This window comes from Pseudoxanthomonas sp. (genome assembly GCF_051953815.1).
Classification (GTDB): domain Bacteria; phylum Pseudomonadota; class Gammaproteobacteria; order Xanthomonadales; family Xanthomonadaceae; genus Pseudoxanthomonas_A.
In genome coordinates, this window is record NZ_JBQCIJ010000016.1 from 36,495 (window position 1) to 51,839 (window position 15,345).

General features: G+C 69.0%; 17 protein-coding genes and 1 tRNA gene. 15 read left to right on the forward strand and 3 right to left on the reverse strand.

Annotated features, from left to right (window positions below):
• Positions 1-28 precede the first annotated feature (28 nt).
• On the reverse strand, positions 29-1,156 hold the full coding sequence (locus ACTHN1_RS04240) for a PQQ-dependent sugar dehydrogenase (RefSeq protein WP_440469713.1): 1,128 nt from the start codon (positions 1,154-1,156) through the stop codon (positions 29-31).
• A gap of 188 nt (positions 1,157-1,344) precedes the next feature.
• On the opposite strand from ACTHN1_RS04240, the gene ACTHN1_RS04245 reads away from it, so the two are divergent.
• From ACTHN1_RS04245 to ACTHN1_RS04285, 9 genes are all read left to right on the forward strand, one after another.
• Positions 1,345-2,487, forward strand: a complete 1,143-nt coding sequence (locus tag ACTHN1_RS04245; RefSeq protein WP_440469714.1) for a sensor histidine kinase — start codon at positions 1,345-1,347, stop codon at positions 2,485-2,487.
• A 2-nt stretch (positions 2,488-2,489) separates the two neighbouring features.
• Positions 2,490-3,317 (forward strand): LytR/AlgR family response regulator transcription factor, encoded by an 828-nt coding sequence (locus ACTHN1_RS04250; protein ID WP_440469715.1) that lies wholly within the window; start codon positions 2,490-2,492, stop codon positions 3,315-3,317.
• A 113-nt stretch (positions 3,318-3,430) separates the two neighbouring features.
• Complete coding sequence (locus ACTHN1_RS04255) at positions 3,431-3,919, forward strand: nuclear transport factor 2 family protein (protein ID WP_440469716.1); 489 nt, start codon at positions 3,431-3,433, stop codon at positions 3,917-3,919.
• A gap of 17 nt (positions 3,920-3,936) precedes the next feature.
• A complete protein-coding gene (locus tag ACTHN1_RS04260) occupies positions 3,937-4,410 on the forward strand; it encodes a YybH family protein (RefSeq protein ID WP_440469717.1) in 474 nt (157 codons plus the stop codon).
• 148 nt (positions 4,411-4,558) lie between these two features.
• Positions 4,559-5,593 (forward strand): tRNA dihydrouridine(20/20a) synthase DusA, encoded by a 1,035-nt coding sequence (dusA, locus tag ACTHN1_RS04265; protein ID WP_440469718.1) that lies wholly within the window; start codon positions 4,559-4,561, stop codon positions 5,591-5,593.
• The gene (locus tag ACTHN1_RS04270; protein ID WP_440469719.1) at positions 5,590-6,522 is read left to right on the forward strand and encodes an arginine deiminase-related protein; all 933 of its coding nucleotides are present in this window, start codon (positions 5,590-5,592) and stop codon (positions 6,520-6,522) included. The genes dusA and ACTHN1_RS04270 overlap by 4 nt, the downstream gene beginning before the upstream one ends.
• A 178-nt stretch (positions 6,523-6,700) precedes the next feature.
• Positions 6,701-7,078, forward strand: a complete 378-nt coding sequence (locus ACTHN1_RS04275; protein ID WP_440469720.1) for a hypothetical protein — start codon at positions 6,701-6,703, stop codon at positions 7,076-7,078.
• Positions 7,079-7,144: 66 nt separating this feature from the next.
• On the forward strand, positions 7,145-7,831 hold the full coding sequence (locus tag ACTHN1_RS04280; RefSeq protein WP_141455518.1) for a response regulator transcription factor: 687 nt from the start codon (positions 7,145-7,147) through the stop codon (positions 7,829-7,831).
• Complete coding sequence (locus ACTHN1_RS04285) at positions 7,831-9,276, forward strand: ATP-binding protein (RefSeq protein ID WP_440469721.1); 1,446 nt, start codon at positions 7,831-7,833, stop codon at positions 9,274-9,276. Before ACTHN1_RS04280 ends, ACTHN1_RS04285 begins: the two co-directional genes overlap by 1 nt.
• Before the next feature lie 29 nt (positions 9,277-9,305).
• Here ACTHN1_RS04285 and ACTHN1_RS04290 read toward each other — a convergent pair whose 3' ends face one another.
• Complete coding sequence (locus ACTHN1_RS04290; RefSeq protein ID WP_440469722.1) at positions 9,306-10,049, reverse strand: zinc-dependent peptidase; 744 nt, start codon at positions 10,047-10,049, stop codon at positions 9,306-9,308.
• A gap of 6 nt (positions 10,050-10,055) precedes the next feature.
• On the reverse strand, positions 10,056-10,388 hold the full coding sequence (locus ACTHN1_RS04295) for a hypothetical protein (RefSeq protein ID WP_440469723.1): 333 nt from the start codon (positions 10,386-10,388) through the stop codon (positions 10,056-10,058).
• Positions 10,389-10,610: 222 nt separating this feature from the next.
• Between ACTHN1_RS04295 and birA the strand changes: the two genes are divergently transcribed.
• From birA to rocF, 6 genes are all read left to right on the forward strand, one after another.
• Positions 10,611-11,579 carry a bifunctional biotin--[acetyl-CoA-carboxylase] ligase/biotin operon repressor BirA gene (birA, locus tag ACTHN1_RS04300; protein ID WP_440469724.1) on the forward strand — a complete coding sequence of 323 codons (969 nt, stop codon included), beginning with the start codon at positions 10,611-10,613 and terminating at the stop codon, positions 11,577-11,579.
• A complete protein-coding gene (locus ACTHN1_RS04305) occupies positions 11,576-12,328 on the forward strand; it encodes a type III pantothenate kinase (RefSeq protein ID WP_440469725.1) in 753 nt (250 codons plus the stop codon). The genes birA and ACTHN1_RS04305 overlap by 4 nt, the downstream gene beginning before the upstream one ends.
• 22 nt (positions 12,329-12,350) lie before the next feature.
• Positions 12,351-13,055, forward strand: coding sequence for an SPOR domain-containing protein (locus tag ACTHN1_RS04310; RefSeq protein ID WP_440469726.1), 705 nt, complete (start codon positions 12,351-12,353; stop codon positions 13,053-13,055).
• 36 nt (positions 13,056-13,091) lie between these two features.
• A tRNA-Thr gene (locus ACTHN1_RS04315) sits at positions 13,092-13,167 on the forward strand.
• A 198-nt stretch (positions 13,168-13,365) separates the two neighbouring features.
• Positions 13,366-14,277: a gliding motility protein GldB-related protein gene (locus tag ACTHN1_RS04320; protein ID WP_440469727.1), complete on the forward strand. Its 912-nt coding sequence runs from the start codon at positions 13,366-13,368 to the stop codon at positions 14,275-14,277.
• A 94-nt stretch (positions 14,278-14,371) separates the two neighbouring features.
• Positions 14,372-15,295, forward strand: coding sequence for an arginase (gene rocF, locus ACTHN1_RS04325; RefSeq protein WP_440469728.1), 924 nt, complete (start codon positions 14,372-14,374; stop codon positions 15,293-15,295).
• Positions 15,296-15,345: the final 50 nt, after the last annotated feature.

The window sequence follows — 15,345 nt, forward strand, 5'->3', positions numbered from 1 at the left end:
TGGCGCGCGGGCGCGCGGCGCATGCGCTTCATGGCCGTCGCTCCAGCCGCAACAGCCGTCCGTCGTCTTCGTCGGTCAGCAGATAGAGGGCGCCGTCCGGGGCCTGCTTCACGTTGCGCAGGCGGGTGCCGGCGAGCAATCGCTCCTCGCCGAGTATCCGGTCGCCATCCACGTCCAGCCGCAGCAGGCTGCCGGTCGACAGTCCCGCCAGGATCAGATCGCCGCGCCACTCCGGGAACTGCGAACCGCTGTAGACCACAAGCCCGGCCGGCGCGATCGTGCGATCCAGCCAGGTCCAGGCAGGCGCGGTGTAGATCGCGCCCGGCAACGCCTGCGGCCGGTAGCCGGCATCGCGGTAGCGGCCCGAGGTATGCACCGGCCAGCCGTAATTGGCGCGCGGCCGCAGCACGTTGACCTCGTCGCCCCGGTGCGTACCGTGTTCGGACATCCAGATGCGCCCGCCATCCGGTTCCTGCGCCAGTCCCTGCGCGGCGCGGATGCCCAGCGCATAGAGGCCGGGCACCGCACCCGCACCGAAATCCGGATTGCCGGGCGCGGGCTCGCCTTCCAGGGTGAACCGATAGATCTTCCCGCGCCGGTCGGCGGGATCCTGCGCCACCGGCAGCGGTGGGTTGCTGCCTTCGCGGAAATGCCGCTCGCCGACGGTCAGGTACAGCCGGCGCCGGTCGTCGATGAGCAGGCCGCCGCCGTAGTGGACGCGTTCGCTCGAGCGCGGCGTGGCCTCGAACAGGGAACGGACCTCGACCAGCTGGTCATCGAGCAGCCGGGCCGTCGCCAGCCGGGTGGTCGAACCGCTCGCGTCGCGCGAGGCGTACGAGAAATAGATGCGCCGGTTGGAGCTGAAGTCCGGATGCAGCACCACATCGAACAGGCCGCTGTTGTCGCCGCGGTTGGCCACGATGTTGTCGATGTCGGCGGGCATGCCGGCGACCGGATGCTTCGCGCTATCGGGACCGACCCGCACCAGCCCGCCTTCCTTCTCGCTGACGAGGAAATCGCCCCCGGGCAGGAACGCCATGGACCAGGGACGGCGAAGTCCCGTGGCGACGGTGGTGGTGTCCACCTGGGCCGTGGCCATGGCCGCGACCATCGCGAGTTCGAACAGCATCGACATGTCCTTTTGGTATCGTTCCACGCCGCCTGTCGGGCGCGCCGGGTGGATGGAGGGAGCTTGCACGCGCCGACCGTCAGGCTAGCCGCCGTCGCGACGTCCGAAGCCGCGTTTGCGCCGGAACGTTTCCCGCGCGCGACGAGCCGAGCCAGGACCGCCTTCGGCGATGCGCCCGCGCCTTATGCTGTCATCCAGACCAACGCCCGCGCGCCATGAATCCCGATCCCGCCCTGACACGCCACGCCACGCCGGATCCGCGCGACGGGCGCCCGCGCGCGGACTCCCCGGGCGCGCTGTTCTGGTGGCTGCATGTGGGCGGCTGGAGCGGGGTGTTCCTGGTCAACTACTTCTCCGCGCTCGCCAACGGCAAGCCCGCCGAATACTGGACCGTGCTGTTTGCGGTGGCGGCGACCGGATTCCTGGGCACGCTCGGCCTGCGCCGGCTGCTGCGCGCCTGCGCCCAGCTGCCACCGGCGCGGGTGGCGCTCGTGATGATCCTGCCGGTGCTGCTCACCGCCGCGGCGATGGCGCTGGCCTACAAGCTGGTCACCGATCTGGCGTGGTGCCGGGCCTGCCTTCCGTTCACCCGGTTCGGCTACTTCAGCTACCTCATCAGCCAGTTGTACGTGGTGGTGGGCTGGGTCAGCCTGTATCTGGTCATGACCACCTGGCGCAAGCTGCGCATGCAGACCGAGGCCGCACTGGCGGCGACCGCGATGGCGCACCAGGCGCAGTTGAAGATGCTGCGCTACCAGTTGAATCCCCATTTCCTGTTCAACACGCTCAACGCGATCTCCACCCTGGTGCTCGACCGCGACAACGCCACCGCCAACCGGATGGTGCAGGGACTGAGCGCGTTCCTGCGCCATTCGCTCGACGCCGACCCGATGCAGCGGGTGACGCTGAAGCAGGAACTCGATGCGATTGGCCTGTACCTGGACATCGAGAAGACCCGCTTCGCCGAGCGGCTGCGGGTGGACGCGCGGATCGAGCCCGCCTGCTGGTCCGCGCTGCTGCCGAGCCTGCTGTTGCAGCCGCTGGTGGAGAACGCCATCAAGTACGCGATTGCCAGGCGCGTGGAGGGCGGCACGATCGGCCTGCGCGCCGCGCGCGAGGGCGGGCGACTGAGGCTGTCGGTCATCGACGATGGCCCCGGATGGGCCGTGCTGGATGACGGCGGCGCGCCGCCGGACAGCGCGCCGCGCGGCAACCGGGTCGGGCTGGCCAACACCCGGGATCGGCTGCGCGTGCTGTACGGGGAACAGCAGAGTTTCGAACTGCGCAACCGCCCGGAAGGAGGCTTCGAGGTGACGATGACCCTGCCGTTCGAAACCGCGGGCGTGCCCAGGGAATGAGCATGTCCAAACCCCGGCGGGACCGGATGATCCGGACCCTGATCGCCGACGACGAACCGCTGGCGCGGCGCGGGCTGGAACTGCGCCTGGCCGGCGAGGCCGACATCCGCATCGTCGACCAGGTCGGCGACGGCGCGGCGGTGGTGCGCGCGGTGTCGGCGCACGAACCGGACCTGCTGTTCCTGGACGTGCAGATGCCGGGGCTCGACGGCTTCGCCACCCTGCGCGCGATTCCGGCGCAGCAGATGCCGCTGGTGGTGTTCGTGACCGCCTATGATCACTACGCGCTCAATGCGTTCGAAGCCAATGCGGTGGACTACCTGCTGAAGCCGGTGGACGACAGCCGGCTGCACCAGGCGCTGTTCCGCGTGCGTCAAGCGCTGGATCGCCGCGAGGCCAGCGATCACCGCGCCCGGCTGCTCGGATTGCTCGGCGCGCTCAGCGGTCGCCCGGCGCTGGGCCTGGACGAGGCGCTGGAAGCCGGCGACGCGCAGGAATTGCGGGATCCGGATGCGCCGCTGGCCATCCGCGACGGCGCGCGCACCGTGCGTCTGCCGCGCGCCAGCATCCGCTGGGTCGATGCGGCCGGCGACTACCTGTGCATCCACACCGATAACGAAACCCACGTACTGCGCGCCAGCCTCGGGCAACTGGAGAAGCGCCTGGATCCGATGCGCTTCCCGCGCATCCACCGTTCGACCCTGATCAACGCGGCGCGGGTCAGTTCGCTGCGCCCGCATCTCAACGGCGAGTACTTCCTGACCCTGGATTGCGGGCAGGAACTCAAGCTTTCGCGCAGCTATCGCGATCGGCTGGCCCTGTTCAAGTGAACCGTCGCGCGTCGCGGCGGTTGCGCCGAAGCGTGCGAAATCCGCGGTGGGCGGGATTGTCCGAACGCGCGCCGCCAGCCAATCTCTGGCTGGAAATTCCTCGGAGATCTGCAATGAACCAGTACCGGTTTCGCGGCCTGTTCGCGGGCGCCTTGATCCTCCTTGCAACCAGCGTGCCGGCACCGCCCGCGGATGCGCAGGCGGCCTCGACGGCGGCGGCGCAGGATCCCGCCGCGCAGGCGGGCATGCGCCAGGCGATCAATCACTACTTCCGCGGGCAGGCCACCGGCGACGCCTCCCACATGCGCCGCGCGTTCCTGCCGAGCGCGCGGATAGAGAGCGTGCGCGACGGCAAGGTCACCTCGCTGACCCTCGACGAATTCTGCGCGTTCTTCAAGGGCCAGCCGGCGGCCAACGAAGCCTCGCGCGTGCGGACCATCGACTTCATGGACGCCTCGGGCAGCGCCGGCACCGCCCGGATCACGCTGGATCATGGCGCCATGGTGATCACCGACTACTTCCTGCTGCTGAAGGTCGGCGATGAATGGAAGATCGCGAACAAGATCTCCCATTTCGGCCGCAGGGAGGGCGCGGCGGGATGATGCGCGGGAAATTCGGAATGCGCCTGCTTGGCGCGCTGCTTTGCCTTTCGGCGGCGGCTTCGACGTTCACCGCCGGCGCCGAAGAACCCGCCCATCGCCGCGCCATCGAGGCGATCCGTGAAGTGGATGCGCGATGGTCAGAGGATCTGTTCGCCGGCCGCCTGGATCAGGTGATGGAGAACTACGATGACAACGCCGCTTTCCTGGTCCATGGCAGCCCGATCATCCGCGGCAAACCGGCGATCCGCGCGTGGTTCAGGGAGCGCCTGGACACGCCGGGCTACTCGGCCCGCTTCCGGCCCACCGAGATCATCGTCGCGGCCGTCGGCGACATGGCCTACGAACTTGGCGAATTCGAGGCCACGGTGCTGTCCGAAGGCAAGCGGATGCGGGTCAAGGGCAAGCATCTGGTCACCTGGAAATGGAACGGGTCGCGCTGGGTGGTCACCGCCGAATCCATCAATACCGACGGCCCGGCCGTCGCCGGATAGCCGGTGCGGACCATGCGAGTGGCGGAGCGGGGGAGCGGGCAAGCGGCCAGGCATGGGCGGATCCGGGCGATAATGCGGGGCGCGGGCGGCCTGCGGGCCTTGACGCCCGCTCCCCTCCGCCTCCGCCAACAAGCCCGGAACACCCGCAATGCAGTCCCCGGAAACACCCGTCCCGACGGGGCCAAGGCCCCGCAGCCCGCATATTGCCGAGGGCGTGACCCTGTCCGTCGCCCCGATGATGGACTGGACGGATTCCCATTGCCGCGTGTTCCACCGGCTGCTGTCGCCGCATGCGCGACTGTACACAGAGATGGTGCACGCGCAGGCGGTGATCCACGGGGATAGGAATCGCCTGCTGGGTTTCGATCCGGGTGAACATCCGGTGGCCCTGCAACTGGGCGGAAGCGAACCGGATCTGCTCGCGCAGGCCGCGCGCATCGGCGAGGCATGGGGTTACGACGAAATCAACCTCAATGTCGGCTGTCCTTCCGATCGCGTGCAGGCCGGACGGTTCGGTGCCTGCCTGATGAAGGAACCGGCGCTGGTGGCGGACAGCGTGGCCGCGATGATCGCCACGGTCGCCATCCCGGTGACGGTCAAATGCCGGCTGGGCGTGGACGAACTGGAGGACTACGATCGCTTCCGCGCGTTCGTCGATACGGTGGCCGGGGCGGGCTGCACGACCTTCTTCGTGCATGCGCGCAAGGCCTGGCTGCAGGGACTCTCGCCGAAGGAGAACCGCGAGATTCCGCCGCTGCGCTACGAATGGGCCTACCAGCTCAAACAGGAGCGTCCCGATCTGACCATCGCGGTCAATGGCGGCATCGCCACCGAAACGGACGTGCAGGTCCACCTCCGGCACAGCGATGGCGTGATGCTGGGACGCGCCGCCTATCACGAGCCTTACCTGCTGCACGTGCTGGAAGCGTCTCTGTGGGGCGCGCCGCTGCGCGGTCGCGCCGAGCTGCTGCGCGCGCTGCGCCCCTATGTCGAGGCGCGACTGGCGGCGGGCGTGGCGCTCAAGCACATCACCCGCCATGTCCTGGGCCTGTTCCATGGCCAGCCGGGCGGTCGCATGTTCCGCCAGATCCTCAGCGAAGGCGCGCATCGCCCGGGCGCGGACTGGTCGCTGGTGGAACAGGCGCTGGCGGCGACCGAATCGCGCCTGCAGCCGGCGGCTTGAACCTGTCCGGCATCGGGCCGACGCGGGACTGCGAGGCGTTCCTGCGCATCGCGCGCGCCGTCGGTCCCGACTTCGGACCGGCCACCGCGCGCGCGGCGTTCCTGGTCACCCCGGAAGGCTTCGTCCGCGCCGAACAGTCCGCGCGCGACAACCGTTACATGGCCGACGCGGCGGACTTCGACGCCGGCGCCGCGCAGGCCGAGCACCGCGCCCTGCAGCGCGCCTTGTCCAGCGAACTGCCGTTGATTGCGTTCGCCGGAGATCCGGCCACGCCGGACGCGGTGTTTCCCAACAACGTGTTCGCGACCGCGCCCGGCCGCCTGATCGTCGGCCGCATGCGCCACGAGGTCAGGCGGCGTGAAGCGGCGCGCGACGACATCCGTGGTTTCTTCCGCGACACGCTCGGCTACCGGGAACATGATCTCTCCGTCCAGCCGCATCCCTGCGAACTGACCGGCGCGCTGGTGATCGATCGCGCGCGCGGCCTGGGCTTCTGCGGCCTGTCCGAACGTTGCGACGAGGCCGGCGCGGCGCTGATGCATCACGCCTTCGGCCTGCGCGCCACCCTGGTGTTCGATCTGGCCCCCGGCGAGTACCACACCAACGTCGTGCTGGCGGTCCTGGCCGGGCGCGCGGCCCTGCTGTCTCCGGCGGGCTTCGCCGATCCGGAGGTTCCCGCGGTCCTGGCCGCGCTGTATGGCCCGATGGCGATCGCGCTGTCGCCGGACGAACAGGCGGCGTTCGCCGCCAACGCGATCGCCCTGCGCCCGGACAGCGTCTGGATGAGCCGCCGGGCGTCGGAAGCCCTGGCGGCGGTGACGCGCCGTCGACTCGAAGACGACGCCGGCTTCACGGTCCGGGACGTCCCGCTGGCCGCCATCGAGGCCGGCGGAGGCTCGCTAAGGTGTTGTGTCGGCGAGATTTTCTGACCGTTCTGTTAGCTGAACGGCGCCGCCGGACTTGTGGATAAGTTCAGACCGGATTCACTGCCCGGAGCCAAGACTTTGCCTCCATTGGTCTAGAAGTGGTTTCGGGTTCCGTTCAGTTTGGGAAGCCGAGATCCGTTACGATTCCGTTATGCATCGCACACTTTCTTCCATCGCGTTCGTGGCACTGCTGGCCCTCGCCGGCAGCATGACCGTTGTGGCCGGGGCGCAGGCCCAGGACAAGGAGGATCAGGACAACCGTTCCGCTCCCCGGGAGCGGGGTTTTCCGCGTTCGAACGATGCCCGTGACAACAACAACCACGACTCGCTGTCCGATTCCGTGCGTCGCGCCCAGCGCGAACCCGGCATCCGCGTGCTGAGCGCCGAACGCGTGCCGTTCGATGGTCGCGACATCAATCGCATGAAAGTGATCGATGAGCGTGGCCGCGTGCGTTACATGGACGACGCCGGCGGCAACCGTCGCCGCGCGCCGTCGCGTGGGGGAGAGGGCGAACAGGCGCCCGCGTCTGCACGTGGTGATAACCCACCTCAACCGTAGTCTTACGTAGAATCAACTCGTAAGCTCGTGACGGCCCTGGCGCCGTCCGCATTCCAAGGAGAGTCCATGCGTATCTTGCTGGTCGAAGACGAAGCCCCCCTGCGCGAAACCCTGGCCGCCCGTTTGAAGCGCGAAGGCTTCGCCGTCGACGCCGCCCAGGACGGCGAGGAAGGCCTCTACATGGGCCGTGAAGTCCCGTTCGACGTGGGCATCATCGATCTCGGCCTGCCCAAGATGTCCGGCATGGAGCTGATCAAGGCCCTGCGCGACGAGGGCAAGAAATTCCCCATCCTGATCCTGACCGCGCGTTCCAGCTGGCAGGACAAGGTCGAGGGCTTGAAGCAGGGCGCCGACGACTATCTGGTCAAGCCGTTCCACGTCGAGGAGCTGCTGGCGCGCGTCAACGCGCTGCTGCGCCGCGCCGCCGGCTGGAGCAAGCCCACCCTGGAGTGTGGTCCGGTCGCGCTGGACCTGGCCGCGCAGACGGTCAGCGTCAACGGCAGCAACGTCGATCTGACCAGCTATGAATACAAGGTGCTGGAATACCTGATGATGCACGCCGGCGAACTGGTCTCGAAGGCTGATCTGACCGAGCACATCTACCAGCAGGATTTTGATCGCGATTCGAACGTGCTGGAAGTCTTCATCGGCCGCCTGCGCAAGAAGCTGGATCCGGAAGGCGAACTGAAGCCGATCGAAACCGTGCGCGGCCGCGGCTACCGCTTCGCCATCCCGCGCACCAACGAGGCTTGATGGCGTCCCCGGCGGACGCCGAGCCTTCGGCCAAGCCGCGGCGTACGCCGTTTGACGGCTGGCGTCCCCGCTCGCTGCGGGCGCGCCAGCTGCTGGCGGCCAGTCTCGGCCTGGTGGCTTTCCTCGCATTGGCCGGTTACGCGCTGGACCGGGCGTTCATCGCCACGGCCGAGGACAACCTGCGCCAGCGCCTGAAGGCGTATGCGCTCAAGTACACCGACGAAATCGACTTCACCCGCGGCGGAGCGCTGATTCCGCCGTTCGATACCCCCGATCCGCGCTTCGACATGCCCGACAGCGGGCTGTATGCGGAAGTGATCCTGCCCAACGATCGCTGGGGTTCGAATTCCACCCTTGGCCCCGTGTTGCCGGCGTCGCCGATGCTCGGCCCGCTGGAGGAAGCCTTCGACGGTCCGGTCACCTTCCGCCGCGCCGATGGCAGCGAGAGCCAGGTCTACCGCTATGGCGTGGGCTTCGTCTGGGCCGAACGCGGCCCGGAAGCCGAATTTCCCTACAGCATCTACATCCTCGAGGACGCGCAGGCGCTCAACGCGCAGATGCGGGTGTTCCGCGGCGCGCTGTGGGTGTATCTGGGCAGCGCCGGTTTCATCCTGCTGCTGTTGCAGATGGCCGTGCTGCGCTGGAGCCTGCGTCCGCTGCGCCGCGTGATCACCGAGCTTACCCGCGTGCAGGGTGGCCAGATCGATCGCATGAGCGAACGCCATCCGCGCGAACTGGAGCCGCTGACCGACAGCATCAACGCCTTCATCGAGAGCGAGCGCGAAAACCTGGAACGCCAGCGCAACACCCTGGCGGATCTCGCGCACAGCCTGAAGACCCCGCTGGCGGTACTGCGCACCCAGTTGGACAGTGGCGCCAGCGAAGCCGCGCTGCGCGATGAGCTGGACAACCAGCTCAAGCGCATGAACGGCCTGGTGTCCTACCAATTGGCCCGCGCCGCTTCCAGCGGCCACAAGCTGTTCTCCGCGCCGGTGCCGATCGAGCCCCATGCCGAGGAGATCGTGAGCGGGCTGGAGAAGGTGTACGCCGGCAAGCGGGTGCTGTGCGAATTCGAAATCGAACCCCAGGCGCGTTTCTATGGCGAGACCGGCGATCTGCAGGAACTGATGGGCAACCTGCTGGAGAACGCGTTCAAGTGGGCGCGCTCGCGCGTCCTGCTGACCGTGCGGCCATTGCCAGCGGCGCCGCAGCGGCGCGCGGGCCTGTATCTGTCGGTGGAGGACGACGGTCCCGGCATCAGCGAGGAGAACATCCCGGTCGTCCTGCAACGCGGCGTGCGCGGCGACGAGCGCGTGCACGGCCACGGCATCGGCCTGTCGATCGTGCAGGACCTGATCCGCGACTATCGTGGCGAACTGCAGGTCGGTCGTTCGGAGGAACTGGGCGGCGCCCAGTTCGTGGTGACCCTGCCGCAGGGCCTCTGAGCACGGCCCTTCGCGTCAGCGCAGGGCGCTCACCATTCCGGCGGCGGACCGTAGAAACGGCGCAGATGCGCGGCCACGTCGGGCATGGTCCGGCGCAACAGGTGTGGCGCGGAGAAGTGGTACTCGGTGGCCACCGCGAAGAACTCGTCGGGACCTTCGGTCGCATAGGCGTCGATGCGGGTCTCGCGCCCAAGATCCACTTCCTGGCACAACTGGTCGTAGGCGCGCTGGAAATCGTGCGCCCAGCGGCGATGCCAGTCGCCGGGCAGCGGCGGGGTGCCATCCATTTCGCCATCGAGGGCGTCGAGCTTGTGCGCCATTTCGTGCACGGCCACGCAGAAGCCGGCATCGGGTTCGGCCAGATCCGCCTGCACGTCGGCCCAGGAAAGGATGAGCGGGCCGGCATCCCAGGACTCACCGGCCAGATCGTCCTCCCATTCGTGCTGCACGCCGGCCGCGTCGGTGTGGCTGCGGTGTACGCGGAACGCGTCCGGATAGACGATCAGCTGCGACCAGCCACGCCAGCCGCGGCGTCCGAATTCGAGCAGCGGCAGGCAGCACAGCGCGGCCAGCTGCGCGTATTGCGGCAGGTCGAGCGAAAGATCGCCCAGCGGCGTGATGGTCTTCTCGTGCAGGAAGCGTTCGGTCAGCGCGCGCAGTCGCCAGCGGCGCACGTCATCCAGACGCGCGATCCATGGCGTATCGCGGCAGACGTGCTGCCAGATCGCGTCATCGAGGGGAGCAGGCGGACGAAGCCGTCGGAACAGGCGCAACACCGGTCAGCGGAACATGCCCGGCAGGAAGCTGTGCCATTTCGGCGCACGCGGGCGCGGCAGCGCCGGAGTCGGATCGCTCTCGTCCTCGCCACCGCCGCCGCGGCTGCCCACGACGGGCAACACGGTGTTGGTCGAGGTATTCGCGGGAGCATACTTGTCGCGCACGGACGCACGCGCGGCGCGCGTGGAGGCTTCGCTGGGCGGCGCCGCATCGTTGGCCTTGTCGACGATCTCCTGGCATGCCGACGCGGTCACGGTCGACAGCACGCGACCGTTCTGCGCCATCGCCGGCGCACAGATGCAGGTCAGCAGGACGAGAGAGCTGGCGCGAAGCATCGGGAGGACTCCTGTCGGATGGCACCCAGGCGGTAGCCATCGGGCTGAATATAGCCGGAAAACGGATTGTCGGCCTGAACAGGCGCGGCCGCTTCCGGGATGCGTCGGCCGGGCCCCGGCGACGCCCGGCCTGCCCCGGCATAATGGCCGCATGCGCCGCATCCCCTCCGTTCCCCGAAAGCCTTGTTTTCCCGCTTCCGCCAAGAGGTGGGGGCGCGCCGGGTGAGCGCCGAACGCGAATTGCTGGCGCGCCTGCTCGCCGGCCCGGCCACCGGCGATGCGCTGGCCCGGGACGCCGGCCTGACCCGCGCCGCGATGTGGAAGCGCATCGAGACGCTGCGCGAGGCGGGGGTGCGGATCGACGCCAAGGCCGGGCGGGGCTACGCCCTGGCCGAACCGGTGTCGCTGCTGGACGCGGGCGCGATCGAGCGGGCGCTGGCGCCCGCCTGCCGTGCCGGCCTGGCGGGACTGGAGGTCGCCTGGTCGCTGGATTCCACCAACAGCGAACTGCTGCGCCGCGACACCCCGGCGCAGGGTACGGCGGTGCTGCTGGCCGAACAGCAGACCGGCGGACGCGGACGCCGTGGCCGTCACTGGGCCTCGCCGGTCGCGGCCAACCTTTACCTGTCGCTGGCCCGCCAGTTCTCCGGCGGCCTGGCGCGGCTGGGAGGACTCAGCCTGGTGGCCGGCATCGCGGCGGCCGAAGCCCTGCGCGCGCTGGGCTTTGTCCGGACCGGCCTGAAATGGCCCAACGACCTGATGGTGGATGACCGCAAGCTCGGCGGCGTGCTGGTCGAGGGCGGCGGCGAACACGGTGGGCCGGTGCGGGCGATCATCGGCATCGGCCTCAACGTGCGGATGCCGGCGGCGTTCGCGGCGCGCATCGATCAGCCCTGGGTCGACCTGGCCACGCTGGACGGCGCGGCCATGGATCGCAGTGTGCTGGCGGCCGCGCTGCTGTCGCGATTGCTGCCCGCGCTGGATCAATTCGATCAGGAGGGACTGACGCCGTTCCTGCCGCGCTTCGCCTCGCTGGACGTGCTGGCGGGACGGGAAGTCGCGATCCAGGATCCGCGACGGACACGTCATGGCGTCGCGGGCGGCCTGGCCGGCGACGGCGCCTTGCGCGTCCTCATCGACGGCGGATGGGAAAGCGTGCATGCGGGAGAAATCAGCGTGAGGGCGCAATGACGCAGTGGTTGTTCGACCTGGGGAACTCGCGCCTGAAATGCGCGCGGCTGGAGGCCGACGGGCGACTGGGCGAGGTGACCGCGTTCGGCCATGACGAACGCGATTTCGTCGACGCCTTGCGCCGGCACCTGCCCGAGCAGGCGGATTCGGCCTGCCTGGCGAGCGTGGCCTCGCCCGCCCTGACCCTGGCGGTGCTCGACGCCCTGACCGAACGCTTCCAGCGCATCTCGCTCGCGCGCACGCAGGCCGCGTTCGCGGGCGTGCGGATCGCGTATGCGCGTCCGGAGAAACTTGGGGTGGATCGTTTCCTGGCGATGGTTGCGGCGCATGCCCGCGCGAAACGCGCCTGGATGATCGTCGGCGTCGGCACCGCCGTGACCCTCGACCTGCTCGACGCGCGGGGACGGCATCGGGGCGGACGCATCGGCCCGTCGCCGACGCTGATGCGGGGCGCCCTGCATCAGGCCGCCGCGCACCTGCCCGCAACGGGAGGGATCTACCGGGAATTCGCGGACGAGACCGAGGATGCGCTCGCCTCCGGTTGCGAGGGCGCGGCCCTGGGTCTGATCGAGCGTAGCCTCCGCCTGGCCACGCAGGAACTGGGGGAGGCGCCGGCGCTGCTGCTGCATGGCGGCGGCGCCGAACCGCTGCGGGCCGGGTTGCCCGCTTCCGAGTTCGCGCCGTCCCTGGTGCTGGAAGGCCTCGCGCAATGGGCCAGGGCCGGTTGGCCGGCGGGTGCGGCGGGATGACGGTCGTGGATAGAATCCCCGGATGCTGATTCGCGCCCTGATCGTCCTGCTGGTCGTCCTGAACCTGGGCGTGGCCGCCTGGTGGTTCTCCCGCCCTGAACCCGCTCCGCCGCCGTTGCCGGAGATTCCGGCCGGGGTCACCACCCTGGCACTGGTCGAGGAGAAAGCGGCGCCGACGGCACGCGCCGCGATTGCCGCCGCAACACCCGCCGCAACACCTGCGGTGCTCCCGCCGCCGACGGTCGCCGCGCCCGTCGCCCCGCGGGTCTGCTTCCGGGTGGGGCCGTTCGCCGAGCGCGCCGTCGCCGAGCAATCACGCGGCAGGCTCGATCCGACGATCGGCCGCGCCACCCTGCGCGAAGCGCAGGGCGCGGGCGCCAGCGGCTATCGGGTATCGCTGCCGCCGGCGGCGACGCGCGAGGCCGCGGTGGCGACCGCCGAGCGTATCGGCGCGGCGGGTTTCGACGATTTCCTGGTGATCAACCAGGGCGAGGAAACCAACGGCATCGCGCTCGGGCGCTATCGCAACCGCGAAGGCGCGGAGCGTCGGCAGTCGCAGCTGGTGGCGGCCGGCTTTCCCGCCCGGATCCATGCGATAGGCGAGGAGGGCCCGTCGCGTTGGTGGCTGGATGTCGCCGCGCCTGCCGGCACGCGCGTGGCGGCGTTGCAGCCGCTGGCCGGCGGCGTCGCGGTGGCCGCGCAGGACTGTCCTGCCGCACTGCGGTAGAATCCCGGGAGCCGGCGCAACGCCGACTCCCTTCGTGCCGCTTTAGCTCAGCTGGTAGAGCAACCGCCTTGTAAGCGGTAGGTCATCCGTTCGATTCGGATAAGCGGCACCACTTCTCTTCCCCTCGTTCCTGGTTCACCGCGATGCAACGCCATCCTCCGGACGCGGCTGGCTAGAATCACACGCATCACGTCACCGGATTTCGAGGATGGCTGCCTTTCGTTCCTCCATCTGTCTGTGGTGTCTGCTGCCTGGCGTGGCGATGTCTCCCGCATGGGGAGCCTCTCCGGAAGCTGTGGACGATCCGTTGGTGATCGAAGTCGAGACCGTTGACGCCTGGCGGTTCGCCCGCGTGTTCCAGCAAACCGACGGGGCGCCCACGCCCGCGCAATTGCAAGCGGGCTACCTGTCCGGCGCGGGCCTCGGCGTGGAGGTATTCACTCCGGATCGCATCGTCAACGCCGACAACCTTGCCCGCGCCATCGCGGCCAACAAGGAAAAATACCAGCACGCCATCGACCTGTGCCTGCCGGAAGTGGAGCGGACCAATGCCCAGCTGCGCGCGGTCTACCTGGCCTACCGCGGGCTGTTCCCGGAACGGAGGATGCCGCCGGTCGCGGTGGTATTCGGCGCGGCCAACTCGGGCGGCACCGCCGATCCGCGCAGCCAGGTGATAGGCCTCGAAGTGGCCTGCCAGGGCATCGCCGACGCGGAGTCGTTCCACCGCGCCATGCGCCACCTGTTCGCCCACGAAACCATCCACGCATTGCAGGCGCCGATGCGGGAAGGCAGCGAAGTCCAGCGGGATCTGCTTGCGTGGGCACTGCGCGAGGGCGCCGCGAACTTCTTCGCGGCAATGGTCACCGGCGGCGACATCACCGGTGCGGACAATGCCTGGGGCATGGCGCGCGAAGCGGAGCTGTGGCGCGATTTCGTCGCCGACAGGCATACGATGCGCACGCATTGGCCGGCCGGCAGGGAACCGGAGGAGGCGGCAGTGAAAGCGGCGACCCGTTGGATGTGGAACGGCGGAAATCCGCCACCGGGATGGCCGGCCGAACTGGGCTACTGGATCGGTCACCGGATCATCGGCGCTTACTATCAGCGGCAGGCCGACAAGCGCGCGGCGATCGCCACGATCCTCGCGCTGGAGGACGCGGATGCGATCCTGCGCGAAAGCGGTTATGGCGCGACGTTCCCGGCAGCCACCGGCGCCCGCTGACGCTTCGCGCTTGGGTCCCGCTGCTGCAGCGCCACAGTCCGGTCATCCAAATCGGACTAGACTTCACGCTTTCCCGAATCACCGAGTGTCGCCGATGGCCCGTACGTTCCCTCCCGTCTCCCTGATTGGCGTACCCACCGATGTGGGCGCCGGACACCGTGGCGCGAGGATGGGGCCGGACGCCCTGCGCATCGCCGGGCTGGGGGAAGCGCTCGCCGCGCGCGGGGTGGACGTGGTCGATACCGGCAACGTGCAGGGGCCGCCCAACCCCTGGACCGAACCCCTGCGCGGCTACCGCCATCTGGATGAAGTCGTGGCCTGGAACCGCGCGCTTATGGATGCGACCGCGGCGGAATTGGACAAGGGCCGGTTGCCGATCATGATGGGCGGTGATCACTGCCTGGCGATCGGTTCGATCACCGCCATCGCCCGCCACTGCCGACAGCAGGGCAAGCGCCTGCGGGTGTTGTGGCTCGACGCGCATTCGGATTTCAACACCAGCGACGTCACGCCTTCGGGCAACATCCACGGCATGCCGGTGGCCTGCCTGTGCGGCATCGGCCCGAATGCGCTGACCCGGCTGGGCGGCGACAGTCCGGCGATCACCCCGGCGATGGTGCGGCAGATCGGCATCCGTTCGGTGGACCCGGAAGAGAAGAAGCTGATCAAGGATCACGCGGTCGACGTCTACGACATGCGCTACATCGACGAGGTCGGCATGAAGCGGACCATGGAAGCGGCGCTGGAGGGCGTGGACGCCGATACCCACCTGCACGTCAGCTTCGATGTCGACTTCCTGGATCCCAGCATCGCGCCGGGCGTCGGCACCACCGTGCCGGGCGGCCCCAATTACCGCGAGGCGCAGCTGGTGATGGAAATGATTGCCGATACCGGCCGGATGGGCTCCCTCGACATCGTCGAACTCAATCCGGTCCTGGACCGCCGCAACCGCACCGCCAAGCTGACCGTGGACCTGGTCGAAAGCCTGTTCGGCAAGTCGACCCTGATGCGTGACTGAACCCCGCCTGCGTCCAGACTGATTTGTGCCTGAATGCCGCCGGCCGGTTT

Coding starts and splice junctions, on each gene's coding strand:
- ACTHN1_RS04260 (WP_440469717.1), top strand. CDS start 3,937: ATGCGCCTGCTTGGCGCGCTGCTTTGCCTTTCGGCGGCGGCTTCGACG.
- ACTHN1_RS04250 (WP_440469715.1), top strand. CDS start 2,490: ATGTCCAAACCCCGGCGGGACCGGATGATCCGGACCCTGATCGCCGAC.
- ACTHN1_RS04305 (WP_440469725.1), top strand. CDS start 11,576: ATGACGCAGTGGTTGTTCGACCTGGGGAACTCGCGCCTGAAATGCGCG.
- ACTHN1_RS04255 (WP_440469716.1), top strand. CDS start 3,431: ATGAACCAGTACCGGTTTCGCGGCCTGTTCGCGGGCGCCTTGATCCTC.
- rocF (WP_440469728.1), top strand. CDS start 14,372: ATGGCCCGTACGTTCCCTCCCGTCTCCCTGATTGGCGTACCCACCGAT.
- ACTHN1_RS04285 (WP_440469721.1), top strand. CDS start 7,831: ATGGCGTCCCCGGCGGACGCCGAGCCTTCGGCCAAGCCGCGGCGTACG.
- dusA (WP_440469718.1), top strand. CDS start 4,559: ATGCAGTCCCCGGAAACACCCGTCCCGACGGGGCCAAGGCCCCGCAGC.
- ACTHN1_RS04295 (WP_440469723.1), bottom strand. CDS start 10,388: ATGCTTCGCGCCAGCTCTCTCGTCCTGCTGACCTGCATCTGTGCGCCG.
- ACTHN1_RS04310 (WP_440469726.1), top strand. CDS start 12,351: ATGCTGATTCGCGCCCTGATCGTCCTGCTGGTCGTCCTGAACCTGGGC.
- ACTHN1_RS04245 (WP_440469714.1), top strand. CDS start 1,345: ATGAATCCCGATCCCGCCCTGACACGCCACGCCACGCCGGATCCGCGC.
- ACTHN1_RS04280 (WP_141455518.1), top strand. CDS start 7,145: ATGCGTATCTTGCTGGTCGAAGACGAAGCCCCCCTGCGCGAAACCCTG.